Raw genomic sequence first — 25,819 nt, forward strand, 5'->3', positions numbered from 1 at the left:
AGGTTTCAGCTTCGCAGCAATAATTGCCGGGGCAGCTTTGCGGCCCTTTCGCGGCACAAGGCCGCTCCTACAGGGATCGCGCTGCAGCCGAAGACGCATCAGGCCCGGCGGTAGGGCAACATCCCCCGCGCCTCCTCGGCATCCCCCCTCACCCCTTCGCGCTCCTGCAGCAGAAAATCCTCCACCGCCCGCCGCAACCCCGGGTGCAGCAGGTAATGCCATGACCGCGTGAGTACCGGCTCAAACCCACGTATCAGCTTGTGCTCGCCCTGCGCCCCGGCATCGAAACGCTGGTAACCCTCGGCAATGGCAAAGTCCATGCCCTGGTAGAAACACGTTTCGAAATGCAGCCGGTCGAACTCATCCAGGCAACCCCAGTAGCGGCCAAACAGGCTATCGCCCCCCACCAGGCTCAAGGCCATCGCCACATCGCGCCCACCTTGACGGGCCATCACCACACGCAGCGCCTCGGGCATGCGCTCGGCCAGCAGGCTGAAAAAATCGCGCGTCAGGTAGGGGGCACGACGGCGCACCGCATAGGTGTTGGCATAGCACAGAAAGACGAAATCCCACTGTGCCTCGTCCAGTTCATCACCGCGGTACCAACGGAATTCGATGCCCTGCCCTGCCACCTGCTCTCGCTCCTTGCGCATCTGCTTGCGCTTGCGAGAGCTCAGGCTGTCGAGAAAGTCCTGGAAGTCGCGATACCCCCGGTTTTGCCAGTGGAACTGGCAACCCAAGCGTTCCATCCACCCAGGCAGGCCGGCCAACTGCGCGTCCAGCGCCGGGTCGGTGAAGTTGATGTGCGCACCTGAAAGCCCACCCTTGCCCAGATACTCCGGCAAGGCCTGCAGCATCAGCAAGCCGTCAGCCGGATCGGCCGCCAGCAGCCGTGGGCCGCTGACCGGGCTGAACGGCACAGCGCCGAGCAGTTTTGGGTAGTAGGCGATGCCAGCCCGCTCACAGGCCTCCGCCCAACCATGATCGAACACATACTCGCCAAACGAGTGCCATTTGCGATATGCCGGCAACAGTGCCCGTACCTGCCCGTCACGCTCCAGCACCAGGTGCTCGGCGGCCCAGCCGGTATTTCGCTGCACGCTGCCGCTGTCTTCCATCGCGCTGAGGAAGGCATGGCGCAGGAACGGTTGGCCCGCCGGCACCAGGGCATCCCAGGTGGCCGCCGGAAGATCACGCAAATGGGCAAGGCTATACAGGCTGGTCACGGTTTCGGCTCGCTGTCTGAAGGCCCTCAGTATCCCCAAGGATGGCCCGGCACTCAAATGACGAAAGCCAGGCTGATCCTTTTACTCTCAATTACTTAACAACAGTGCCACTAATTAGACATTAATCTGTCATTGGCCCCCGCAATACTTGCGCCTGTTTTCCGGAACCCCAGAACCTGTCTATTCAGGCCCTTTCCGAAGACATGCCAACGCAGGGGCAGGCGCTTGAGCCTCCCCCATTTTTTTCAGTAGGGAGAACCTTATGCGTCTTGTTTCTACACTTACCGGAGTGAGCCTCACCGGCATGATGCTGGCTCTGAGCGCCCCGGCCAGTGCTGCTGTCGACGCCAAGCTGCTCGAAATGCTCCGCGCCAATGGCTCGATCAACCAGGCGCAGTACAACGAACTGCAGGGCGACCTGGCAAAAGAAACCAAGGAAAAGGCCGACCAGAAAGCTCAGTCCGAACGTATGAGCTCCTTTGAACAAAAAGTGGCATGGGCCGCCAAGACCCAGATCAAGGGTGATGTGCGCCTGCGTTACGAAGACGTCAACGTTGACAACCCGATCTCCCGTAGCGGCAACCAGGACCGTGAGCGCGTGCGTGCCCGTGTCGGTTTCTACAGCGAGATCAACCCGCAGGTCGACGCTGGCGTGCGTGTGGCCACCGGTAGCAGCGCCGATGCTCGCTCGACCAACCAAAGCCTGGACAACTATTTCGAGAAGAAATCGCTGTGGGTCGACCTGGCCTACCTCGACTGGCATCCGACTGCCGTGCCAAACCTGCACCTGATCGGCGGCAAGATGATGCAGCCATGGGTGAGCATGGGCGACATCATCTGGGACAGCGACATCAACCCTGAAGGCGTGGCGGCTACCTACAAGACCAACCTCGGCCCCGCCGAAGTGTTCGGCAGCATCGGCCACTACAACCTGAAAGACAACGTAGACGGCGACGGCGTGCAGTACAAGCACGACGCGCAGCTGTACGCGGCCCAGCTGGGTACCAAGTTCAACGCGGCTGACACCGTCAAGGTTACCGTGGGCGGCAGCATTTACGGCTACGACAACGACAAGGCCTCGGCTGCCCTGGCTTCGCTGGGCAACACCACCAACGAGTTCCAACTGGTGGAAGGTTTTGGCCAGGTCGACTTCACCGGCTTCGCCATCCCGCTGTCGGCTTACGGCCAGTTCGTCAAGAACACCGAAAGCACCGACGGCAAGGACAAGGCCTGGCTGGCCGGCCTGAAGAGCAAGATCGGCGCCTGGAGCCTGGACTACAACTACCGCGACGTACAGCGTAACGGTGTAGTGAGCCTGTTCACCGACTCTGACTTCGGTAACGGCTTCACCGGTTCCCGTGGCCACAAGTTCAAGGTGGGTTACGAAATCGACAAGAACTTTGCGCTGGGCGCGGCCTACATGATGGCCAAGACCGACTACTCCAACCTGCCGAACAGCGATGCTGACGTAGACACCCTGCAGGTGGACCTGGAAGCCAAATTCTAAGCATCACCCTCTCTGCTTCAAGCTGAAGCGGGAAACGCCGACCCCATCCGGCGTTTCCCGTTTTTTTTGCCTGTGAAATTGTAGGGGGCTGCTTCGCAGCCCATTCGCGGCACAAGGCCGCTCCTACAATGGGACGCGATCCCTTGTAGGAGCGGCCTTGTGCCGCGAATGGGCCGCAAAGCGGCCCCCGGCTATCTCGGATCAGACCAGGCAATCAGCGCTTGCGCAAGATCACGCTACCAATCGAATACCCCGCACCAAACGAGCTCAACACGCCCAGCGAGCCCTTGGCCAAGTCATCCTGGTACAAGTGGAAGGCAATCACCGAACCCGCCGAACTGGTGTTGGCATAACGGTCGAGAATCACCGGTGCATCTTCCTCGGCCACTTCACGCCCCAGCAGCTTCTTGACGATCAGGTGGTTCATGCTGAGGTTCGCCTGGTGCAGCCAGAAGCGCTTGACGTCGCTCGGTTGCAGGCCGTTTTCCTGCAGGTGCTCACCGATCAGCTCGGCCACTTTCGGGCACACCTCGCGGAACACCTTGCGGCCTTCCTGGATGAACAGTTTGTCTGCCGCACCTTCACCCTCTTCCGCCGCACGGTTAAGGAAGCCGAAGTTGTTGCGGATGTTGTTGGAAAACTCGGTCCACAACTTGCTGCTGACGATGTCGAACTGGTGCGCCGAGGTGGCCTGGTCGGCACGCTCGATCAGCACCGCCGTGGCGGCATCACCGAAAATGAAGTGGCTGTCACGGTCACGGAAGTTCAGGTGGCCGGTGCACACCTCCGGGTTGACCATCAGCACCGCGCGCGCCTGGCCCAGGGCCACGCTGTTGGCGGCGGTCTGGATGCCGAAGGTGGCCGACGAGCAGGCCACGTTCATGTCGAAGGCAAAGCCCTGGATGCCCAGCGCCTGTTGGACTTCGATAGCAATGGCCGGGTATGGGCGCTGCAAGTTGGAGCAGGCGACGATTACCCCATCGACATCGGCAGCGGTGCGGCCGGCGCGCTCCAGGGCTTGGCGGGCAGCGGCGACGGCCATTTCGCAGAGCACCGACGGCTCGTCGTTGGAACGCTCTGGCAGGCGTGGCTTCATGCGCTGCGGGTCGAGGATGCCGGCCTTGTCCATGACAAAGCGGCTCTTGATGCCCGAAGCCTTTTCGATGAACGCCGCGTCTGACAGCGGCGCCGCTTCGACCTCACCGCGCTCGATGGCAGCGGCGTTGTCCTGGTTGAACTGCTGCGACCAGGCGTTGAAGGAGGCCACCAGTTCTTCGTTGGAAATGCTCTGGGCCGGGGTATACAGGCCGGTGCCGCTGATCACGACGTTATGCACGGTCGTTCCTCTGGTCAAAGGCCATCGCCACGGGGCGCTGGCTGGAAACATGACAGATTAATGGCACTTTAGTACCAATTTTGGGGCGTACGCTCACCCCTGTGGAAGCGGGCGCGCCCGCGAAGGGCCGCAAGCGGCCCCAAACTCCCCAAAGTTTGCCACAAATAAGGGAGGTTAGCCTTCCACCTGGCTCCATTGTTTGCTCAATCTTTTGTCGGAAATCGGCACTTTGGTTCCCAGTTGCTGGGCAAACAACGACACCCGGTACTCCTCCAGCCACCAACGGTACAACGCCAGTTGCTCATCACGCTTGCCTTCTTGGGCATGCTTGTCGGCACGGGCCTTGTACTGCGCCCACAGGTTGGCCAGCTCGCCGGACCAGACCCGGTCTTTCTGCACTTGCGAACCCAGCTTCTCCAGGCGCAGTTCCACCGCCTTGAGGTAACGTGGCAGCTCCTTGAACCAGGCCGCGGGTGTTTCGCGCACAAAGCCCGGGTACACCAGGTTACCCAGCTGCTGCTTGATGTCGTTCAGCGCCACCGCCTGGCTCAGGTCGATCTTGCCCTTGAAGCGCTTCTGCAACCCATGCCACAGCTTCAGCACTTCCAGGGTTTGCCGCGCCAGGCGCTCGGCATGCTCAGCCCAGCTGCCGCGCTTGCGCTCTGCCAGCCCGGCCAAGGCCGCACCATCACGCGGCAGCGGTTGTTCGCCTTCAAGGATGCAGGTGTCCAGGCTGGCTAGCAGAATGTCTTCGACCAGCGCTTCGACCCGACCCAGTTCACGGTACAGCAGGCCCAACTCGGTCAGCCCCGGCAACTTGCCGCGCAAGAACTTGGCCGGCTCGGCCAGTTGCTGCAGCAATAGCCGTTGCAACGCGCGGCGGTGCTGGAACTCGGCTTCGGCCTGGGTCGAGAAACGCCCTTCACGCACGGTGCCGTTGTCTTCGACCAGTGCCGGGTACACGGTCATCGACAGGCCGGCAATCTTCTGCTGGGCGGTCTGTTTCACTTCGCTGAAGGCTTTGGCCTGCACCGGCTGTTCGCTTTTGGCATCACGCGGCACCGCCAGCGCTGCCTGACTGGCAGCGGCAAAGCGTGCAGTCAGCTCGGCCAGGTCGCGGCCTTCGCCAAGGAACTTGCCTTGGCCATCGACCACTTCGATGTTCATCCGCAGGTGGCCTTCGACCAGCTTGACCGATTCGTCCCAGGCCTCATCGGACACCCGTGCACCGGTCATGCGCAACAGCTCCTGGCCCAGGGCCTGCGGCAGCGCCCCTTGACCGAAAGTCATGCGCGCCAGCGAGGCCTTGACGAAGTCCGGCACCGGCACGAAGTTCTTGCGCAGCGCCTTGGGCAGGTTGCGCACCAGCGCCACGCACTTGGCCTCCAGCAGGCCTGGCACCAGCCATTCCAGGCGCTCGCCGGGCAGGCTTGGCAGCAGCGGTGCCGGCACCCGCACGGTCACGCCGTCACGCGGGTGGCCTGGTTCGAAGTGGTAGGTCAACGGCAGGCGCAGTTCACCGACTTGCAGGCTGTCCGGGTACTGCGCAGCGGTGACTTCGCTGGCCTCACGGGCCAACACGTCTTCCTCGCGCATGATCAGCAGGTTCGGGTCCTTCTGGCTGGTCATGCGGTACCAGGCATCGAAGGTCGCGGTCTGGTGGATCTCCGCCGGCAAGCGCGCTTCGTAAAAGGCGTAGAGGGTTTCTTCGTCGGCGAGAATGTCGCGCCGACGAGCCTTGGCCTCCAGCTCGTCGAGTTCTTCGAGCAGGCGTTTGTTTGCCGCCAGGCACTTGGCCCGCGACTGGATTTCACCGCCAACCAGGCCCTCGCGAATGAACAGCTCACGCGAGGTCACCGGGTCGATCGGGCCGAAGTGTACCGGCCGGCGGCCGACCAGGATCAGGCCATAGAGGGTGATCTGCTCATAGGCCACCACCTGCCCACGCTTCTTTTCCCAGTGCGGTTCGAAGTGATTCTTCTTGATCAGGTGGGTCGCCAGCGGCTCGATCCAGTCAGGCTCGATCTTGGCGACCATACGCGCATACAGCTTGGTGGTTTCCACCAGTTCCGCGGCCATTACCCACTGCGGGCGCTTGCGGCCGATGCCGGAAGACGGATGCACCCAGAAGCGCCGCTGGCGGGCGCCCTGGTAATCGCCCTCTTCGGTTTTCTGGCCAATCTGGCTGAGCAGGCCGCTAAGGATGGCCTTATGCACCTTCTGGTAGTCAGACGGCTCCTTGTTGACCACCAGCTGCAGCTCGCGGCAGATCAACGACAACTGGCGATGGGCATCGCGCCACTCGCGCAAGCGCAGGTAGTTGAGGAAATTCTTGCGGCACCAGTTGCGCAACGGGCTGGCAGTCAGGGCCTGGCGTTGCTCTTCGAAACCCCGCCACAAATTGACCAGTGCGGCAAAGTCGGTATCAGCGTCCTTCCACTGCGCATGCGCCTGATCAGCAGCCTGCTGGCGCTCCGGCGGGCGCTCGCGTGGGTCTTGCACCGACAGCGCACTGGCAACGATCAGCACTTCCTGCAGGCTGCCCTGGCGTGCGCCTTCAAGCAGCATGCGGCCCAGCCGCGGGTCGACCGGCAGACGTGCCAGTTGGCGGCCGATGGGGGTCAGCTGGTTCTCGCGGTTGACCGCCGACAGCTCCTGCAGCAGGTTGAAGCCGTCGCTGATGGCCTTGCCATCCGGTGGCTCGATGAACGGGAAGGCATCGATCGCACCCAGGCGCAAATGCAGCATCTGCAGAATCACCGCCGCCAGGTTGGTGCGCAAGATCTCCGGGTCGGTGAACGCGGGCCGGCTGTTGAAATCTTCTTCGCTGTAAAGCCGTACGCAGATGCCTGGCTCTACCCGGCCGCAGCGGCCTTTACGCTGGTTGGCACTGGCCTGGGACACCGCCTCGATAGGCAGGCGCTGTACCTTGGCGCGGTAGCTGTAGCGGCTGATGCGGGCCGTGCCGGTGTCGATCACGTAGCGGATACCAGGTACCGTCAGCGAGGTTTCGGCAACGTTGGTGGCCAGCACCACGCGCCGCCCGGTGTGCGGCTGGAAGATGCGCTGTTGCTCCGCTGGCGACAGGCGCGCGTACAGCGGCAAAATCTCGGTGTGGCGCAGTTGCGCCTTGCGCAGGATCTCGGCGGCATCGCGGATTTCCCGCTCGCCCGGCAGGAAGATCAGCACATCGCCCGGCCCCTTGCCCTCACTGCGCTCATGGTGCGAAAGCTCATCCAGGGTCGCGAGGATGGCCTGGTCGACGGTGAGGTCATCCTCGATCTGGTTACCTTCCTCGTCCTGCTCGCTGGTCAGCGGGCGGTACCAGGTTTCCACCGGGAAAGTGCGCCCGGACACCTCGATGATGGGCGCGTCGTCGAAGTGCTTGGAAAAACGCTCCAGGTCGATAGTCGCCGAGGTAATGATCAGCTTCAGGTCCGGCCGGCGATGCAGCAGGGTCTTCAGGTAGCCGAGCAGGAAGTCGATGTTCAGGCTGCGCTCATGGGCTTCGTCGACAATGATGGTGTCGTAACGCTCCAGGAGGCGGTCGTGCTGGGTTTCGGCCAGCAGGATACCGTCGGTCATCAGCTTGACCAGGGTATTGGAGTCGCTCTGGTCTTCGAAACGCACCTGGTAGCCAACCAGCCCGCCCAGGGGCGTGCCCAGCTCTTCGGCAACCCGCGCCGCCACGCTGCGCGCGGCGATCCGGCGCGGCTGGGTGTGGGCAATAAGGCCATGGCTGCCACGGCCCAGCTCCAGGCAGATCTTCGGCAGCTGGGTGGTCTTGCCCGAACCGGTTTCGCCGGCGATCACCAGCACCTGGTGCTCGGCCAGGGCCTTCTTTATTTCGTCACGCTTGGCGGCGATCGGCAGGTTGTCGTCGTAACGCACGGTCGGCACACTCTGCTGACGCGCGGTGACCTGGGCGCAGGAGGCCTGGACCTTTTCCACCCACTGCGCCAGTTTCGCCTCGTCGGGGCGCTTGCGCAGTTCGTGCAGTTGCCGCCGCAGGCGATGGCGGTCGGCGATCATGGTGTGGTCGAGGTTTTGCAGCAGTTTGTCGATGGCGTGGTCAGTCATGGGGCTTTTTAGTGATGCAGGTGAGCCTGCTTTTTCATGATCGGCATTCGAAGGATGCGCGATTGTCGCAGATTTGAGCCTACTTTGCTGTCCAGGCTGGCACGGTCCCTGTAGGAGCGGCCTTGTGCCGCGATGGGCTGCGGCAGCAGCCTCAAGATCTGCGCCTCAGCACACAGTGCCGGGGCTGCTGCCGCAGCCCATCGCGGCACAAGGCCGCTCCTGCAGGGATCGTATGGCGGCTGAAAGTTTAGCAAGGGCATATGTAAAGGTTGCCATTCACTGCTTTAATCAACCTTACGCCGCATGTGAGTATCAAAGGCATGACTCCCGTCCAGCCCATCGCGCCACCGTCTTCCCGCCCTTCGCTCCCGAAGGCCCGGAGCCGTGCCGGGGAAAATCCGCTGGTCCACATCATCCTCGCCTTCTGGGCCCTGTGGCACTGCCGCCACGCGCGCCCACCGGACACTTCACTCACGCCATTGTGAACAAAACCGGCCAGCGTCTGGCCATTTGACTCAACTGGGCCGCCTGCTTGTGCGGTGGCCCCGTGCGTACGTGAGCGAATCAATCATGCACTTTGCACCCGCAGAGCAGGCTGCCCGTTTTCTGGCCGACAACCCCGATATCGAGCTGTTCGAACTGTTCATCCTTGACGCCAACGGCGTGCCGCGCGGCAAGCTGTTGCACCGCGAGGAACTGCTGGCCGTGTACCAAACGGGCCGGCCGCTGCCCAGCACCATCCTCGGTCTGACCCTGAACGGCGACGACGTAGAAAACTCGGGCCTGGTCTGGGACGTGGGCGACATCGACTGCCGCGCCTACCCGCTCGAAGGCAGCCTGGTGCGCTTGCCCTGGCGCCGGGTACCCACTGCTGCGGTACAGGTCAGCATGCACCCGAGCGAAGGCCTGCCGGCCAGCGTGGCCGACCCGCGTCATGTGCTGCTGCGCACCATCGAAGCGCTGAAAGCCGACGGCTATCACCCGGTGATGGCCTGCGAGCTGGAGTTCTACCTGCTCGACCAGCAACGCGACGCCCAGGGCCGCCCGCAACCGGCGCTGGACAACGATGGTGGCCGCCCGCGCACCACCCAGGTCTATGGCCTGCGTGAACTGGAGCAGATCGAACCGTTCCTCGCCGACCTGTACGCGGCCTGCAAGGCCCAGGGCATTCCGGCGCGTACCGCTATTTCGGAATACGCACCCGGCCAGGTGGAAATCACCCTGGAGCACGGCGACGCCCTGCAGGCGATGGACCAGGCCGTGCGCTACAAGCGGCTGGTGAAAGGCGTGGCCCACGCCCACGGCATGCAGGCCTGCTTCATGGCCAAACCGTTTGCCAACCTGGCCGGTACCGGCATGCACATGCACCTGAGCCTGGCGGACAGCGCGGGCAACAACCTGTTCGCCAGTGAAGACAAAGCCGGCACCCCGCTGCTGCGTCAGGCCGTGGCCGGCATGCTGCGCCACCTGCGCGATTCGCTGCTGCTGTTCTGCCCCAACGCCAACTCGTTCCGCCGCTTCCAGGCCAACAGCTATGCGCCGCTGGCGCCGACCTGGGGCGTGGACAACCGCACCGTGAGCCTGCGTGTACCCGGCGGCCCGGCCAACAGCCGGCATGTGGAGCACCGCATTTGCGGCGCCGACGCCAACCCCTACCTGGCCGCAGCGGCTATTCTCGCCGCCAGCCACCGGGGCATCCGCGAACAGCTGGACCCGGGCGCACCGGTGGAAGGCAACGGCTATGCCCAGGCCACCGAACACCTGCCCACCGACTGGCTGACTGCCCTCGACGCCCTGCAACATTCCCATTGGGCCCGCGAAGCATTGGGCGAAGACTTCCTTGGCGTGTACCTGAAGGTCAAACGCGCCGAGTACCGCCAGTTCATGGCCGAAGTCAGCGAGCAGGACTGGCGCTGGTACCTGCACCAGGCCTGAGCCCCTACATAACAAGGAACACCCATGAACGCAGCATTGAACAAAGGCCCGGCGCAACGTGCGCCGTCCTACTACAGCGCCACGCTCAACGACCACACCGAGTACCCGCAGCTCAAGGGCACGGTACAGGTGGACGTGGCCATCATCGGTGGCGGCTTCACCGGCGTCGCCACGGCGGTGGAACTGGCCGAGCGTGGCCTGAAGGTCGCCATCGTCGAAACCAACCGCATCGGCTGGGGCGCCAGCGGGCGCAATGGCGGCCAGGTCACCGGCAGCCTGTCGGGCGACGAGGCCATGCGCACGCAGATGCGTAGCCACCTGGGCGCCGAAGTCGACGATTTCATCTGGCACCTGCGTTGGCGCGGGCACCAGGTGATCGAACAGCGCGTGGCGCGCTATGGCATCGACTGCGACCTCAAGCACGGCCACCTGCACGCGGCGATGAAGCCCTCGCACATGAACGAGCTGCGCGCATTCGAGGCCGAGGCCCAGCGCCGGGGCATGGGCGAGCAGGTGCAATTGCTCGACCGCGCCGCAGTGGCCGAGCACCTGCAGAGCCCGCTGTACCTGGGCGCGTTGAAGAACCTGCGCAACCTGCACCTGCACCCGCTCAACCTGTGCCTGGGTGAGGCGCGCGCTGCCCACAGCATGGGTGCATTGATCTTCGAAAACTCCGAGGTGCTGGACATCGTCCACGGCCCGCGCCCGGCGGTGGTCACCGCCCACGGCCGGGTCGAGGCACGCCAGGTGATGCTGGCCGGCGATGTGTACCACAAACTGGAAAAGCGCCAACTCAAGGGCAAGATCTTTCCGGCCATGGGCGGTATCGTCACCACCGCGCCGCTGGGTGAACTGGCCGAGCAGATCAACCCGCAGGACCTGGCGGTGTACGACTGCCGCTTCGTGCTCGACTATTTCCGCCTGACCGCCGACAAGCGCCTGCTGTTCGGCGGTGGCGCCAACTATTCCGGCCGTGACTCACGGGATATCGAAAGTGAACTGCGCCCGTGCATCGAGCGCACCTTCCCGGCATTGAAAGGCGTGCCGATCGAGTTCCAGTGGAGCTGCGCCATGGGCATCGTGGTCAATCGCATCCCGCAGTTGGGCAAGCTGTCGGACAACGTGTGGTACTGCCAGGGTTATTCGGGGCACGGCATTGCCACCAGCCACATCATGGGCGAAATCATGGCCGAGGCATTGACCGGGACGCTGGAGAAGTTCGACACCTTTGCCCAGTGCAAGCATGTGCGGGTGCCGATGGGGGATTTGCTGGGCAACCCGCTGCTGGCGGCGGGGATGTGGTACTACCAGATGCTGGAAAAACTGCGCTGAGCCTGAAGCGGTGCAACCTCGGCAGGAGCGGCCTTGTGCCGCGAAAGGGCCGCAAAGCGGCCCCAGGTTCTCAGCCGTAATGCTGAAATTGCTGGGGCCGCTTTGCGGCCCTTGCGCAGCACACGGCTGCTCCTGCAGGGACCGCGCTGGCGGGGCGTCAGGCGATCTTCTTCAAGCCCTGCTTCTTGAGTTCTTCATCGCGCAGCTCGCGGCGCAGGATCTTGCCCACGTTGGTGGTCGGCAGCGCATCACGGAACTCGATCAGGCGCGGTACCTTGTAGCCGGTAACGTTGGCACGCATGTGCTCCATCACCTGCTCCTTGGTCACGGTCATGCCCGGCTTGACCACGATAAACACCTTGATCACTTCACCTGACTTCTCGTCAGGCACACCAATGGCTGCACACTGCAGCACGCCCGGCAAGGCCGCCAGCACATCTTCCAGCTCGTTGGGGTACACGTTGAAGCCCGAGACCAGAATCATGTCCTTCTTGCGGTCGACGATGCGCATGTAACCGTCCGGCTGGATCAGGGCGATGTCACCGGTCTTCAGCCAGCCTTCGCTGTCCAAAATCTCGGCGGTGGCGTCTTCGCGCTGCCAATAGCCCTTCATCACCTGCGGGCCCTTGACGCACAGTTCGCCCACCTCGCCCAACGGTAGCTCGTGGCCGGCGTCATCGATGATCTTGCACAGGGTGGACGGCACCGGAATACCGATGGTACCCACCTGGTTGGCTTCTGCCGGGTTCACCGCCGCCACCGGGCTGGTTTCGGTCATGCCGTAGCCTTCGCAGATGGCGCAACCCGTAACGGCCTTCCAGCGCTCGGCCACGCTCAGTTGCAGGGCCATGCCGCCCGACAGGGTAATTTTCAGCGCCGAGAAGTCCAGTGCACGGAACGCCTCGCTGTTGCACAGGGCAACGAACAGCGTGTTGAGGCCGACAAAGCCGCTGAACTTCCACTTGCCCAGTTCCTTGACCATGGCAGGCAGGTCACGGGGGTTGCTGATCAGCACGTTGTGGTTGCCGATGAGCATCATTGCCATGCAATGGAAGGTAAAGGCGTAGATGTGGTACAGCGGCAGCGGGGTGATGAGGATTTCGCAGCCTTCGTGCAGGTTCGCGCCCATCAGCGCTCGGCACTGCAGCATGTTGGCCACCAGGTTGCGGTGGGTCAGCATGGCGCCTTTGGCCACACCGGTGGTGCCACCGGTGTACTGCAGCACGGCCACGTCGTTGGCCTGCGGGTTGGCCTCGGTCACCGGCTGGCCCTTGCCCAACGCCAGCGCGTCGTTGAAGCGCACGGCCTGCGGCAGGCTGTAGGCCGGCACCATCTTCTTCACGTACTTGATCACGCTGTTGATCAGCAGGCGCTTGAGCGGGGGCAGCAGGTCGGCCACTTCGGTGACGATGACGTGCCTGACCTGGGTCTTGGGTACCACCTTCTCGGCCAGGTGGGCCATGTTGGCCAGGCACACCAAAGCCTTGGCGCCGGAGTCGTTGAACTGGTGTTCCATCTCCCGCGCGGTGTACAGCGGGTTGGTGTTGACCACGATCAGCCCAGCACGCATGGCGCCGAAGACCGCGACCGGGTATTGCAGGACATTGGGGAGCTGCACGGCAATGCGGTCACCCGGCTTGAGGTCGGTATGCTGCTGCAGCCAGGCGGCAAACGCCCCCGACAGCGCATACAGCTCGCCATAAGTGATAGTCTTGCCCAGGTTGCTAAAGGCCGGTTTGTCGGCAAAGCGTTGGCAGGATTGCTTGAGTACTGCCTGGATATTGGGGAATTCGTCAGGATTGATTTCCGCCGTAACCCCGGCTGGGTACTTATCCTTCCAAAAATTTTCGATCATGGAAGCCCACTCCTTCAGCAACAGCGAAGTTCGATTGGCGCGTCGATGCGCTTATTATTGATATGAGACGGCGGTTCGTTGCAAACCGGATCGTCTGAAAGCGGGCCGAGAGTAACAGCTTTGCCTGGGGTCGCCTAGAGGCCAAAACAGGCCTTGCAGTCACAAAAATGACTCAATGAACAATACAGGTCATTTTTAGAGTTTTTAACCAAAATGTCGCAGATCAGGCTGAAACAGGCCTGTTAGACCACCTTGAACGCATTCGCGGGTGCACCCGCTGCCACAGGGGACCGCACAAAGCTTGGAGGCTGTGCAGTACCTGTGGGAGCGGGTTCACCCGCGAAACAGCCAACACAGACTCAAGCTATGTCGCGCAGCTCCCGCCGCAAGATCTTGCCCACCGGCGTCATGGGCAACGACTCGCGCAGCACGATGTGCTTGGGTACCTTGTAGCCGGTGAAGTTGGCCTTGCAGTAGGCCTTGAGCTCTTCCACGCTCAGCCCGCCCTCGCGCGGCACCACGAACAGTTTCACTGCCTCGCCAGAACGCTCGTCCGGCACGCCGATGGCGGCACAGTTGGCAACCTTGGGGTGGCCCATCACCACGTCCTCGATCTCGTTGGGGTACACGTTGAAGCCCGAGACGATGATCATGTCCTTCTTGCGGTCGACGATGCGGGTGAAACCGTCCGGGTCGATCACCGCGATATCACCCGTCTTGAACCAGCCGTCCGCATCCATGGCCTGGGCAGTGGCCTCAGGCTGCTGCCAGTAACCCTTCATCACCTGTGGCCCCTTGATGCACAACTCGCCCCGCTCGCCCAGGGGCAATTCGTTGCCATCGTCGTCAATTACCTTGAAGGCGGTACCCGCTACCGGGATGCCCACCGTACCCAGGCGCGCCAGCTGGCCATAGGGGTTGGTGCTGGCCACCGGCGAGGTTTCTGTCAGGCCGTAGCCTTCGACAATGCGGCACCCGGTAAGCGCCTCCCAGCGCTCGGCGGTGGCCTTGACCAGCGCCGTGCCGCCAGAGTTGGTGACCTTCAGCGCCGAGAAATCCAGCTGGCGGAAACCGGGATGGTCCATCAATGCGACAAACAGGGTGTTCAGCCCCAACAGCGCCGAGAAACGCCACTTGCCCAGCTCCTTGATGAAGCCGGGGATGTCACGCGGGTTGGTGATCAGGACGTTGTGGTTGCCGGTGACCATCATGCACATGCAATTCGCGGTAAAGGCATAGATATGGTAAAGCGGCAGGGGTGCGATCATCACCTCCTGGCCGTCCTTGAGCAGCTTCTGCCCGTCGGGCCGTGCTGCGAGAAGCAGGCCAGCACCTGCAACATGTTGGCCACCAGGTTGGCGTGTGTGAGCATGGCGCCCTTGGCCAGGCCGGTGGTGCCGCCGGTGTACTGCAGCACGGCGATGTCGTCCAGGCTCAACGGTACCGGTTTGGGCGAGTGCTCGCGGCCCTCGCGCAGCACCTGTTTGAACGATATCGCCTGGGGTAGCTGGTAAGCGGGCACCATCTTCTTCAGCTTGTCGACCACCGTGTTGACCAGCCAGCCTTTGGCGGTAGGTAACAGGTCGCCCATCTTCGCCTCGATCAGGTACTCGATGCCGGTATCGGGCAGCACTTCCTGCACCCGCTTGCAGAACATGTTCAGGTACACCAGCGCACGTGCGCCACTGTCCTTGAACTGGTGGCGCATTTCGCGCTCGGTGTACAGCGGGTTGGTGTTGACCACGATCAGGCCGGCACGCATGGCACCAAAGACCGCGATCGGGTATTGCAGCACGTTGGGCATCTGCACCGCGATGCGGTCACCCGGCTTGAGGCCGGTGTGCTGCTGCAACCAGGCGGCGAAGGCTGCCGAGTGGCGCTCCAGCTCCCCGTAGGTCAGGGTCACGCCCAGGTTGCTGAACGCCGGGCGGTCGGCAAAGCGCTTGCAGGAGCGCTCGAATACCTCGACGACCGAGGTGTAGGCATTGATGTCGATGGTGGAAGGCACGCCCGCCGGGCGCTTGTCATTCCAGAAGTCGGCTTGCATTTATTATTGTTCCTCTGCCTGGACCTGCACTGCGTCCTTTAGTCCTTTACCTGATTGCCTGCCGGCAAAAAGGCGTTGCTCCGACGTTAGCAGGTAAGCCCAAGGCGGCATATACGCCAAGTGCCGCCATTAACATTGTGAATCTTATTTGTGCCCTTCCTGCAATCCGGCCGGTTGTGCATACACTGTTCGGGTACCCGCGCGCACAAGGACCCGCCATGCCCCACGACGCCTTCTGGCTCCCCGCCAGTGAGCACTGCAGCCTGTATGTACATCAATGGCTGCCGGCCACACCGGTAAAGGCCGTGGTGCTGCTGGCCCATGGCATGGCCGAGCATGCCGGGCGCTACCAGCGCCTGGGGCATGCCCTGAGCGAGGCCGGCTTTGCCCTGTTCGCTGCCGACCAGCGCGGCCACGGGCGCAGCGCCGAGCTGGGCAGCCGCGGCCTGTTCGCCCGCCATCATGGCTGGAATGCCGTAGTCAATGACGTTGGGTTGCTGGCCCAGCACATCGGCCAGCAGTACCCATGCACGCCGCTGTTTCTGTTCGGCCACAGCATGGGCAGCTACATTGCCCAGGCTTACCTGCTGCACCACAGCGCCAGCCTGCACGGGGCGATTCTCAGTGGCTCCAACTACCAACCGGCGGCGCTGTACCGCCTGGCGCGGCTGATTGCCCGGCTGGAGAGCTGGCGCCAAGGGCCGCAAGGCAAGAGTGCGCTGATCGAATGGTTGTCGTTCGGGTCGTTCAATAAAGCGTTCAAACCCAACCGCACGGCGTTCGACTGGCTTAGCCGCGACCCAGCCGAGGTCGACCTGTACGTCAACGACCCGTTGTGCGGCTTTCGCTGCAGCAACCAGCTGTGGCTCGACCTGCTGCAAGGCTTGGCGCAGATCAGCCAGCCGGGTAACCTCGCGCAGATCGATCCGAACCTGCCCATGCTGGTAATCGGTGGCGAATGTGATCCGGTCAGTGCCGGCAAGCGTCTAACCCATCTGGCCGACGCCCTGCGCGCGACCGGCAATCGACATGTACAGCTGCGCGTCTATCCTGAGGCGCGGCATGAAGTACTCAACGAAACCAACCGTGACGAGGTCACCGCCGATATTCTCGGCTGGCTTGAGCAGGCGCTGGCCCTTGGCCGCCCCGTGCGCAGTGAATGATAGCCGCCCTCGCCTAACGCTTAAGGAAGCACCGATGTCCCAGGTCACCAACACGCCTTACGAAGCCCTCGAAGTTGGCCAGACGGCCGAGTACAAGAAGTCCGTTGAAGAACGCGACATCCAGCTGTTCGCTGCCATGTCCGGTGACCACAACCCGGTTCACCTGGATGCCGAGTTCGCCGCCAAGAGCATGTTCCGCGAGCGTATTGCCCATGGCATGTTCAGCGGCGCGCTGATCAGTGCTGCGGTGGCCTGCACCCTGCCAGGCCCTGGCACCATCTACCTGGGCCAGCAGATGAGCTTCCAGAAGCCGGTGAAGATTGGCGACACCCTGACCGTGCGCCTGGAGATTCTCGAGAAGTTGCCCAAGTTCAAGGTGCGCATTGCCACCAACGTGTACAACCAGAACGATGAGCTGGTGGTCCAGGGTGAGGCCGAAATCCTGGCGCCGCGCAAGCAGCAGACAGTCGAGCTGGTGTCGCCGCCGAATTTCGTGGCTAGCTGAAGATTGATGTAGACCGCACCGGCCTCTTCGCGGGTAAACCCGCTCCCACAGGTACAGCACAATGCTCAAGTCTGTGGTGATCCTGTGGGAGCGGGTTTACCCGCGAAGAGGCCAGCGCAGCCAACATCACTCGATGACTTTCAGCCGCTGCTCGATATGCCGCCGCTCCGGCGCCTGCCGGGTCAGCGCCAGCGCCTGGCGCCAGGCCGCACGCGCCTCCTCCACCTGCCCCAACTGGTAATGCAGCTCGGCCCGCGCCGCGTGCGCCAGGTGATAGTCCAGCAGATCACCGCGCGCCAGAATCCCTTCGACTTCCCGCAGGCCCACTTGCGGCCCATCGCGCTTCGCCAGCGCCACCGCCCGGTTCAGTTCCACCACCGCTGACGGCCAATGCCGCTGCAACACATCATACAGCCCGACGATTTCCACCCAGTCCGTTTCTTCTGCGGTTGCCGCTTCAGCGTGCACAGCGGCGATCGCCGCCTGCACCGTGTAGGCACCGAACGCCCGGCTTTGCAGGGCCTGGCGCACCAGCTCGCAGCCCTCGTCAATGCGTTGCCGGTCCCACAGGCTGCGGTCCTGTTGTTCCAGCAGCACAAGGTTGCCCTGGGCATCGGTGCGCGCCTGCTGCCGCGATGCCTGAAGCAGCATCAAGGCCAGCAGGCCGTTGGCCTCCGCATCAGGCAACAATTGCACCAGCAGCCGCGCCAGGCGAATGGCTTCATCGCTCAGCTCCTGCTGCAGCAGTGACTCGCCCGACGACGCCGAATAGCCTTCGTTGAACACCAGGTAGATCACCCGTAACACGCTCTCCAGGCGCTCGGGCAGTTCGCTCAACGCTGGTACCTGGTAGGGGATGCCGGCATCGCGGATCTTGGCTTTGGCGCGCACGATGCGCTGGGCGATGGTAGTCGGGCTTTGCAGGAAGGCGCGGGCAATCTGCTCGGTGGTCAAGTCGCAGACTGCGCGCAGGGTCAGCGGTACCTGGGCATCGGCCGACAGCGCCGGGTGGCAACAGGTGAAAATCAGCCGCAGGCGGTCATCCGCCAACAACTCTTCATCGCTGGGGTCCTGCCCCTGGCCGTCGAGCAGCATGCTCAAGTCTGCCTGGGAGCGATCGAAACGTGCGCGTCGGCGCAGTGCATCAATGGCCTTGAAGCGCCCGGTGGAGACCAGCCACGCCCGTGGGTTATCGGGGATGCCATCACGCTGCCAGCGCTCGACGGCGATGAAGAAGGCATCATGCATGGCCTCCTCGGCCAGGTCGAAATCACCCAGCAGGCGGATCAATGTCGCCAGGATGCGCCGCGACTCCCGCCGGTACACCGACTCGACTTCGGCGCGCACCTGCGCCAGGCCTGTCATCAGTCGGGCATCCGCTGGGTCACCACCTCCACCAAGCGGTCCAGGCTTTCCCCCCAGCCCTGATAAAAACCCATTTCTTCATGGGCCCGGCAGTCAGCAGCATTCCAGTGCCAGGCGCGGGCGGTGTAGCGGGTTTTGCCCTGCTCCTCGTCAAAGCTGATCACGGCGGTCATGAAGGCCTTTTCTGACGGCACCCAACCGGGGCCAAAGGCATCGGTGAACACCAACCGTCGCGGCGCGGCAATGTCAAGAAACACGCCCTGGGTCGGGTATTCGCTACCATCCGGCGCTCGCATCAGGGTGCGGAATACCCCCCCGATCCACAACTGCATCTCGCACTCCGGGGTGGTCATGCCATGCGGCCCCCACCACTGCATCAGCCAATGGGGTTCGCTCCAGGCGCGAAACACCTTGGCCGGCGGTGCGTCGATCAGGCGGCTGATGGACAACTCGTGTTGCGCTTGCGCGGGGTGTGCAAGGCTCATGCTGATGGTTCTCCGTAGCTGTCAGGGTTGCAGTTCACGCACCGGTCGCACCTCGACACTGCCGACCCGTGCCGCAGGAATGCCCTTGGCGATGTTCAGCGCTTCGTTCAGGTCGCGGGCCTCCACCAGGTAAAAGCCGGCGAGTTGCTCCTTGGTTTCGGCATACGGGCCGTCGGTCAGGCTCATGTGCCCGTTACGCACACGTACCGTGGTGGCGGTCTGCACAGGCTTGAGCGCCTCGGCCGCCAGCATTCGCCCCGAGCCATGTACGGCTTCGGCGTAGGCCAGGCATTCGGCGTCTTCCGGGCTGTCGGGCAAGCTATGCAGCAGCCCCTCGTCACAATAGACCAGGCACAGGTATTTCATGGTCGCCTCCAGGGCATCGGCAAAGTGCGTTTGGCGATAACGGCTCAGGGCTTGAGATCGAACAGGGCTTTTTGCGTCTCCATGTCGAAGGGTGCCGACCAGTGTTCGTGGATCACCCGCCACTGGCCACCTTGACGACGATAGCCCACGGTCGCGCGCATGAAGCCGCACTGGCTTTCGTCGTCGCCTGGGCCGCAGCGGTTCAGCCAGTGGGCCAGGGCCAGGTCGCCATCGGCGTGGACGGTAAGCTGGGCAAGTTCGAAGACCATGGGCCCGGTGCACATGCCCATGCACATTTCCCAGTGCGCCGTGTAGGCGGCCTTGCCTTTGAATTGCAGGGCCTGGATGGCATCGAAGGCAACGATGTCATCGGCATAGGGGGCGGTGATGCTGGGGATGTCGCGATCGCGCACGGCCTGCATCCAGCGCTCGATCAGTTGGCGGATCTCGGTTTCGGCTGCGGTGCTCATCGGGGTGCCTCCGACAGTACGTAGGGTTTTGACACGCAGTGCGGCGTGCCTTCACCTATGGTCGAACGGAGAGCAGAGTAATCGACAACGCTTGAAAATATTCTGAATGCTGATCGCCCCATCGCCGGCAAGTCAGCTGCCACAGGGGTAGCACAACATGCAAATGCTGCGACAACCTTGTGGGCGCTGGCTTGCCGGCGATGAGGCCATCAGCAACTACAGTGGATACCTGTCGGTCAACCTTGCTGGCAACCTTCACCCATAGCCCGGTACTGGATGGTATGCACCTGGCCCTGGTGGTCTTCGTAGGTCATGGTCGCAGGTACCACTTCGCAGACATTGGGGATGGTCGACAGGTTGATCACCCGCTTGATGTCCAGGTTCATGGAGTAGTCGTACTGCTGGGCCACAGGCTCGCTGGAGACGGGTTTGACCTCATCGGCGAGGGCGAACGAGGACATACCGACCAATGCAAGAATCAGTAATGGTTTCATGTGAGTGTGCCTTTTGAGCATTCAAGCTGATCGATTGACTTCTATTGCCGTACCCGGCGCGGAGAAGTTGCCATCTACGGTGAAGATGGCACGAAGTACCGATCCCGCTTCGTACTGCCAGGGGGGATGAGTAAAATTCTACTCCCGGTTGCCAATAGTTGAACCCTGAACTCGGATATTCACCGTTGCCCGATTTGCAACAATCTGCGTCAAAATGGCCGCAACATCTCAGGCCAGAGCCTTTGGCCAGCTTTCAGGGAAGGACGCGTCATCTCATTAAAAAATATTCACTGCTCGACACTTGCGGCCACAGAACGCCGGCTGCTGGAGCATTTTTACCGCCAACACGGCTCGCGCATGCGTGCTGCAAGCGACGCTGAACTGTGGGTGGCACGCGCCCCAGGCATCATTGCGGGCTTGAGCCTCAGTGCAGTAGGCGAAGGATTATGGCTGACGGGGCTGTTCGTCGACCCGCAACTGCGCGGCCAAGGGGTGGCCGGGCGGTTGATCGACGCGGCGCTGCAACACGCTGGCGGACCAACCTGGCTGTTCTGCCACCCGGACCTGGCGCCCTTCTATCAGCGCCTGGGTTTCCACACGGCCGGGCAACTGCCCGAAACCCTGGCCAGCCGCTTGCAGCGCTACCAGCGCAGCAAACGCCTGGTAGCCCTGCAGCGGGGTCAGTCGTCGCTGACCTCGAGCCCGGGGAATAGCACCTCGGTGTAGCCGAACTTGGCAAAGTCCTGGATACGCGATGGGTACAGCCGGCCGATCAGGTGGTCACACTCGTGCTGCACCACCCGCGCATGGAAACCGTCGGCAAAGCGGTTGATCGGGTTGCCTTGGGGGTCGACCCCTTCGTAGCAGATATGCTTGAAGCGTGGCACCACGCCGCGCAGGCCCGGTACCGACAGGCAACCTTCCCAGCCGTCCTCTACTTCAGTGGACATCGGCGTGATGACCGGGTTGATCAAAATGGTCTGCGGCACCGCTTCGGCATCCGGGTAGCGCTCGCTGCGCTCGAAGCCGAAAATCACCAACTGCAGGTCGATACCAATCTGTGGCGCGGCCAAGCCTACGCCGCCCACATGGCGCATGGTTTCGAACATGTCGTCGATCAGTTGCTGCAGTTCGACAGTGCCGAGCATGTGCTCGGGCACGGGCGGGGCGATGCGCAGCAGGCGTTCGTCGCCCATCTTTAGAATGTCACGGATCATCTGGGGTTCGGCTCGGAAGGTTGGTGCTCGCTGGGTTGCGGGTGCTCATGGCCCAGCACGGTGATGGTTTGCGGAGCCTTGTGCCCTTCGAAATCTTTCTCACCAGGGTTTTTACCCTCGCTCGACATGTGCTCGATCACCGCGTTCATCTCCGCGCCCAGCAGCAATACGGCAGCGGAAATATAGAAATACAGCAACAGCACGATGATTGCACCAATGCTGCCGTACATCGCGTTGTAGTCGGCAAAGGTTTTCACGTAATAAGCAAAGCCCAGGGAAGCCACGATCCACACCACCACTGCCAGCACCGAACCGGGTGTAATGAAGCGAAACTTTTGTTTCACGTCAGGCATGACGTAGTAGATCAGGGCCACTGCCACCATCAGCAAGATGATGATCACTGGCCAGCGCAGGATGGTCCAGAGTGTGACGATGAACTCCTGCATACCAATCTGGGCGGCGATCCATTCCATCACCTGCGGGCCCAGTACCATCAGTGCTGCGGCCGCCAGCAACATGCCGGCCAGGCCGATGGTGTAGAAAATGGAAAGCGGGATACGCTTCCAAACCGGGCGGCCTTCGGGCACATCGTAAGCAGCGTTCATCGCGCTCATCATCAGGCGTACGCCGGCCGATGCGGTCCACAAGGCAATCACGATACCCACCGACAACAGCCCGCCCTTGGACTGCTGCAACTGGTCGATCACCGGGTTGACCTGTTCCAGCGCCTGCGGTGGCAGTACCAGTTCCGACTGCAGCCGCAGCCAGGAAAAGAAGTCCGGCAAATGCAGAAAACCAATCAGGGCAATGAGGAACAGCAAGAAAGGGAACAGCGAAAACAGTGCTTGGTAAGCCAGCGCAGAGGCATAGGTGGACATCTCGTCATCAAGGAATTCCTTGACGGTGCGCACCAGCACGCGGTGCAAGGGCAGGCCCTGCAGGGCGGAAAAAATCATAGCGTCTCCTTTCGCCGCTCGATCGATTCAACAGACAAGTCTAATAGACCATACCGCTGCTGTGCTGCTCCCGGCCAATGCATCAGAAAAGGTTCAAGCCCTTATAGGCCTCTTCGCGGGCCTGCCCGCGAAGAGGCCGGTACAGGTTGCTCAAATCAAGGCTTTTTCACCGCGTCCTTTACATCGCCCTTGATCTGCTGCGCCTCGCCTTTGACTTCCTGCGCCTTGCCCTCTGCACGCAGCTTGTCGTTGCCGGTTACCTTGCCAACACCCTGTTTCACGTTGCCGATTGCTTCGTTGGCCAGACCTTTCGCTTTGTCTTTAGTACCGCTCATGGCAAAACTCCTGCAAATGGAGACACGTGAACCGTGTCGACAGAAGGTGGACCCAACACCCTCGCCAGGAGTTTCAACGAATTTTCCATTCGCAAGCCGAACGGTAAAACTGCGGGCGAATACCGCACCAAATCACCCCGGCGCACCTACGCAGCCAGCACAGCTGCCCTAGAATGCCCGCAAACGTCCGCCCACAGCAGGCTGGCACTCGATAAGAACAATGTTTTCCGGATACCCGCACCCATGCGTCTGATGCCTGCACTGGTGGCCTTGCTGCCACTGCTCCCCCTGCCCGCCCTGGCCGCTGCACCGGCCAACTCCGAAACCTTGCGTGTCGAGCGTTACGCCGACGACAGCCAACCCGGTTCGCTGCGCTGGGCCATCGAAACCAGCAACCAGAACCCCGGCCACTACAGCATCGACATTGACGCTGTCGGCAAACCGCCTTACATCATTCGCCCCAGCCGTGCGCTCCCAGACATCAAGGGCCCAGTGCGCATCACCGGCCTGCCTTGGGCGCGCGATGGCCAGTACATCGCCATCGACGGTTCGGCCTACATCAAGGACCAGGGCGTACGCACCTGCCCCGGCGCCCTGCCCGGCCAGTTCGGCACCAACGTGCGCACCACCACCAACCCCGGGCTGGTGCTGCGCGACACCCAGGGCGTGCACCTGAGCGGCCTGGAAGTGCGCAACTTTTGCATCGGCATCCTGGTCAACCGCGCCAGTGGCAACGTGATCGAAGACAACCGCATCATCGCCAACAAGGGCGGCGCTGGCATCATGCTCACCGGTGACGACGGCGCGGGTAACCCCACCGCTACCACCACGAACAACAACAAGGTGCTGCGCAACCAGCTGATCGACAATGGCGACGGCCTGGAGCTGACCCGCGGCGCGGCATTCAACCTGGTGGCCGATAACCTGTTCCGCTCCACCTCGGCCAACCCCGAGCCATCGCAGGGTATCGAGATTCTGTTGGGCAACGACAACAGCGTGGTGCGCAACCGCTTCGAAAACTACTCCGACGGCCTGCAGATCAACTGGGGCAAGCGCAACTACCTGGCTGCCAACACGTTCACTGGTAACTCGATCGGCGTCAGCGTTACCGGCGATGGCAACATCCTCGACGGCAACCTGATCCACGGCAACCGCATCGGCGTGGCACTGCGCCCGGAGCCGGAGGCCACCGCCACACGCCTGAGCGGGAATCGCATCTGGGGTAACAGCCAGGATATCCGCCGCTGCGAAGCTGGCGGTTCGTGCGTGCCGGGCCAGCGCACAGGCGCCATCGTGTTTGGCGTACCGGCCCAGGCGCATGCGCTGTATGTGGGCTCGCGCGGGGTGGGGGCCGACTTGCCGAAGAAAGACCAGGCAATCATCTGCGATTCCAACGGCGAGCCCAAGCCTTGCCAACCGCTGCCCAACCATAACCAGCAAGCGCCACACCTGATTGCGCTGCAAGGCAATGTGTTGCGTGGTGAAGTGCAGGGGCCGGCGTCGAGCCTGCTGCGGGTGGAGTTGTTTGGCAATGCCGAGGCAGATGGCACCGAGGCGCAGCAGTACCTCGGGGAGGTGCTGGTGAACAGTGACAAGCAGGGCCAGGCGCGGTTTGCGCAGGTGCTGGAGGGCATCGGCGGGCTGCGCAGTTTTACTGCGACCGTGACGACAGCTGACGGGGCAACATCCGAGTTGAGCCTGCCGGTTCGGCGTTAACGCTACCGGCCTGTTCGCGGGCTTGCCCCGCCCGGTGCCACCCCTCACAATGCAGGCCTTCATAGCGTCAACCCGCAGGAACCTGCATGAAACTCGACAAACCCGCCGCCATCGCCCGGCGCAACGAAGCACTGGCCAAGCCGGTGCTGAACAGCAGCAATACGCTGTTCGCCATCCTGGACAACAAACGCAACCTGTGGTGGTTCGAAGTGCCTGTGGCGCTGCTGGGCAAGGGCCAGGCCGACTGGGTCAACCTGCTGCTGCACACGCCAGAAAGCGATGAGCTGCAGCACCTGAAGGTGCCCACCAACTTCCTCAAGGCTCACCTGGAGCAGATGGAAGTGCGCAAGCCCGGCAAGCGCCGTTCCACCATCAGCCTTGCGCTCAGCGCCGACCGCGATTCGCTGCTGCGCGACACCCGCCCGGGTGGCGAGCAGCTGGACTTCCGCAACTTCGTGCAGGCTTAAGGCGGTCAGACCTTCTCGATACGGTCGTCATGGATGACGATCAGGCCCTGCTTGAACAACGCGCCGATAGCCTTCTTGAAGTTGCCCTTGCTGACGTTGAACAGCTTGCTGATCAGCGCCGGGTCGCTCTTGTCGCACACGCCCAACACCCCACCTTCAGCCTCCAGACGCGCCATGATCTGCTCTTGCAGGCTGTCAGCCAGGGCCGCACCCACCGGTTGCAGGCTCAGGGCGATCTTGCCGTCGTGGCGCACTTCCTTGATGAAGCCCTTTTCGTGCATGCCCGAACGCAGGAACTTGAACACCTCGTTCTTGTGGATCAGGCCCCAGTGGCGGTTATTGATGATGGCCTTGAAGCCCATCGGCGTTTCGCCGGCCACCAGCAACTCGACCGGTTGCCCGACTTTGTAGTCGGCCGGGCTGACGTCGAGGTAACGGTCCAGGCGCGACGTGGCGGTGATGCGGCGGGTGCGCTTGTCGAGGTAGACGTGCACCACGCAGTAATCGCCGATCTTCAGCTGCCGAGCCTCTTCCGAGTACGGCATCAGCAGGTCCTTGGGCAGGCCCCAGTCCAGGAAGATACCGGCCCCGTTGATGTCCTTGACCTTGAGGCTGGCAAACTCACCCACCTGAACCTTGGGCTTTTCAGTGGTAGCGATCAGCTGGTCTTCGCTGTCCAGATAGATGAACACGTTCAGCCAGTCATCCACCTCGGTTTCGGCGTTTTTCGGGATGTAGCGCCCCGGCAGCAGGATTTCGCCATCGGCGCCGCCGTCCAGGTACAGGCCGAAGTCCACGTGTTTCACGATTTGCAAACTGTTGTAACGCCCAAGCAGAGCCATTTCCGATGATCCTCAAGACAAGGCGGCTATTCTACACCTGAAGCCACCGCATGGCCCGACCACTGATACAGTTGAACCGCCAGCCCGCCCTTGCGTCTACCCTCTGGCCAGACTGAGGAA

Annotated in this window: 21 protein-coding genes and 1 pseudogene; 8 read left to right on the forward strand and 14 right to left on the reverse strand. The window is 62.5% G+C overall.

Annotated elements, in window-relative coordinates; translation table 11 throughout:
* Nucleotides 1-98: 98 nt before the first annotated feature.
* On the reverse strand, nt 99-1,226 hold the full coding sequence (locus OZ911_RS21485; protein WP_268968468.1) for a GNAT family N-acetyltransferase: 1,128 nt from the start codon (nt 1,224-1,226) through the stop codon (nt 99-101).
* A 262-nt stretch (nt 1,227-1,488) separates the two neighbouring features.
* Between OZ911_RS21485 and OZ911_RS21490 the strand changes: the two genes are divergently transcribed.
* Entirely contained in the window at nt 1,489-2,733 is a 1,245-nt protein-coding gene (locus OZ911_RS21490; RefSeq protein ID WP_016488555.1) for a putative porin, read from the forward strand.
* 214 nt (nt 2,734-2,947) lie between these two features.
* On the opposite strand, the gene OZ911_RS21495 is transcribed toward OZ911_RS21490, so the two are convergent.
* Nucleotides 2,948-4,069 (reverse strand): beta-ketoacyl-ACP synthase III, encoded by a 1,122-nt coding sequence (locus OZ911_RS21495; protein ID WP_016488556.1) that lies wholly within the window; start codon nt 4,067-4,069, stop codon nt 2,948-2,950.
* Between the two features lie 174 nt (nt 4,070-4,243).
* On the reverse strand, nt 4,244-8,149 hold the full coding sequence (hrpA, locus tag OZ911_RS21500) for an ATP-dependent RNA helicase HrpA (protein ID WP_070086521.1): 3,906 nt from the start codon (nt 8,147-8,149) through the stop codon (nt 4,244-4,246).
* Nucleotides 8,150-8,719: 570 nt separating this feature from the next.
* Here hrpA and OZ911_RS21505 point away from each other — a divergent pair.
* Together OZ911_RS21505 and OZ911_RS21510 are read left to right on the forward strand one after the other, a co-directional pair.
* Entirely contained in the window at nt 8,720-10,084 is a 1,365-nt protein-coding gene (locus OZ911_RS21505) for a glutamine synthetase family protein (protein ID WP_060519171.1), read from the forward strand.
* Nucleotides 10,085-10,108: 24 nt separating this feature from the next.
* Nucleotides 10,109-11,416, forward strand: a complete 1,308-nt coding sequence (locus OZ911_RS21510) for an NAD(P)/FAD-dependent oxidoreductase (RefSeq protein WP_016488559.1) — start codon at nt 10,109-10,111, stop codon at nt 11,414-11,416.
* Nucleotides 11,417-11,573: 157 nt separating this feature from the next.
* Here OZ911_RS21510 and fadD1 read toward each other — a convergent pair whose 3' ends face one another.
* Together fadD1 and fadD2 are read right to left on the reverse strand one after the other, a co-directional pair.
* The gene (fadD1, locus tag OZ911_RS21515) at nt 11,574-13,271 is read right to left on the reverse strand and encodes a long-chain-fatty-acid--CoA ligase FadD1 (RefSeq protein WP_016488560.1); all 1,698 of its coding nucleotides are present in this window, start codon (nt 13,269-13,271) and stop codon (nt 11,574-11,576) included.
* Between the two features lie 359 nt (nt 13,272-13,630).
* A pseudogene (gene fadD2, locus OZ911_RS21520) lies at nt 13,631-15,318 on the reverse strand (long-chain-fatty-acid--CoA ligase FadD2).
* A gap of 218 nt (nt 15,319-15,536) precedes the next feature.
* On the opposite strand from fadD2, the gene OZ911_RS21525 reads away from it, so the two are divergent.
* Together OZ911_RS21525 and OZ911_RS21530 are read left to right on the forward strand one after the other, a co-directional pair.
* Nucleotides 15,537-16,481 carry an alpha/beta hydrolase gene (locus tag OZ911_RS21525; protein WP_016488562.1) on the forward strand — a complete coding sequence of 315 codons (945 nt, stop codon included), beginning with the start codon at nt 15,537-15,539 and terminating at the stop codon, nt 16,479-16,481.
* 34 nt (nt 16,482-16,515) lie between these two features.
* The gene (locus OZ911_RS21530) at nt 16,516-16,986 is read left to right on the forward strand and encodes a MaoC family dehydratase (protein WP_016488563.1); all 471 of its coding nucleotides are present in this window, start codon (nt 16,516-16,518) and stop codon (nt 16,984-16,986) included.
* 126 nt (nt 16,987-17,112) lie between these two features.
* Here the strand turns inward: OZ911_RS21530 and OZ911_RS21535 are convergent, their stop codons facing one another.
* The 5 genes from OZ911_RS21535 to OZ911_RS21555 form a co-directional block, all read right to left on the reverse strand.
* The gene (locus OZ911_RS21535) at nt 17,113-18,351 is read right to left on the reverse strand and encodes an RNA polymerase sigma factor (RefSeq protein ID WP_016488564.1); all 1,239 of its coding nucleotides are present in this window, start codon (nt 18,349-18,351) and stop codon (nt 17,113-17,115) included.
* Complete coding sequence (locus OZ911_RS21540) at nt 18,351-18,836, reverse strand: SRPBCC family protein (RefSeq protein WP_016488565.1); 486 nt, start codon at nt 18,834-18,836, stop codon at nt 18,351-18,353. Before OZ911_RS21540 ends, OZ911_RS21535 begins: the two co-directional genes overlap by 1 nt.
* A gap of 21 nt (nt 18,837-18,857) precedes the next feature.
* Complete coding sequence (locus tag OZ911_RS21545) at nt 18,858-19,202, reverse strand: YciI family protein (protein ID WP_016488566.1); 345 nt, start codon at nt 19,200-19,202, stop codon at nt 18,858-18,860.
* Nucleotides 19,203-19,246: 44 nt separating this feature from the next.
* On the reverse strand, nt 19,247-19,672 hold the full coding sequence (locus OZ911_RS21550) for a YybH family protein (protein ID WP_016488567.1): 426 nt from the start codon (nt 19,670-19,672) through the stop codon (nt 19,247-19,249).
* Between the two features lie 236 nt (nt 19,673-19,908).
* Nucleotides 19,909-20,166 carry a DUF2790 domain-containing protein gene (locus OZ911_RS21555; protein ID WP_016488568.1) on the reverse strand — a complete coding sequence of 86 codons (258 nt, stop codon included), beginning with the start codon at nt 20,164-20,166 and terminating at the stop codon, nt 19,909-19,911.
* Between the two features lie 357 nt (nt 20,167-20,523).
* Between OZ911_RS21555 and OZ911_RS21560 the strand changes: the two genes are divergently transcribed.
* Entirely contained in the window at nt 20,524-20,892 is a 369-nt protein-coding gene (locus OZ911_RS21560; protein WP_016488569.1) for a GNAT family N-acetyltransferase, read from the forward strand.
* Here OZ911_RS21560 and def read toward each other — a convergent pair.
* The 3 genes from def to OZ911_RS21575 form a co-directional block, all read right to left on the reverse strand.
* Complete coding sequence (gene def, locus OZ911_RS21565; protein ID WP_016488570.1) at nt 20,847-21,383, reverse strand: peptide deformylase; 537 nt, start codon at nt 21,381-21,383, stop codon at nt 20,847-20,849. The two genes, OZ911_RS21560 and def, sit on opposite strands and share 46 nt — an antisense overlap.
* A complete protein-coding gene (locus tag OZ911_RS21570) occupies nt 21,380-22,339 on the reverse strand; it encodes a YihY/virulence factor BrkB family protein (protein ID WP_016488571.1) in 960 nt (319 codons plus the stop codon). The genes def and OZ911_RS21570 overlap by 4 nt, the downstream gene beginning before the upstream one ends.
* Nucleotides 22,340-22,494: 155 nt before the next feature.
* Nucleotides 22,495-22,674 carry a CsbD family protein gene (locus tag OZ911_RS21575; protein ID WP_016488572.1) on the reverse strand — a complete coding sequence of 60 codons (180 nt, stop codon included), beginning with the start codon at nt 22,672-22,674 and terminating at the stop codon, nt 22,495-22,497.
* Nucleotides 22,675-22,917: 243 nt separating this feature from the next.
* Between OZ911_RS21575 and OZ911_RS21580 the strand changes: the two genes are divergently transcribed.
* Nucleotides 22,918-24,390 carry a right-handed parallel beta-helix repeat-containing protein gene (locus OZ911_RS21580; RefSeq protein WP_023048394.1) on the forward strand — a complete coding sequence of 491 codons (1,473 nt, stop codon included), beginning with the start codon at nt 22,918-22,920 and terminating at the stop codon, nt 24,388-24,390.
* A gap of 86 nt (nt 24,391-24,476) precedes the next feature.
* Complete coding sequence (locus tag OZ911_RS21585; RefSeq protein WP_016488574.1) at nt 24,477-24,857, forward strand: hypothetical protein; 381 nt, start codon at nt 24,477-24,479, stop codon at nt 24,855-24,857.
* Nucleotides 24,858-24,862: 5 nt separating this feature from the next.
* Here OZ911_RS21585 and OZ911_RS21590 read toward each other — a convergent pair whose 3' ends face one another.
* Nucleotides 24,863-25,699, reverse strand: coding sequence for a CvfB family protein (locus OZ911_RS21590; RefSeq protein WP_023048395.1), 837 nt, complete (start codon nt 25,697-25,699; stop codon nt 24,863-24,865).
* Nucleotides 25,700-25,819: the final 120 nt, after the last annotated feature.

Origin of the sequence: Pseudomonas fortuita, from assembly GCF_026898135.2 — a bacterium.
In the GTDB taxonomy this organism is placed as follows: Bacteria; Pseudomonadota; Gammaproteobacteria; order Pseudomonadales; family Pseudomonadaceae; genus Aquipseudomonas; species Aquipseudomonas fortuita.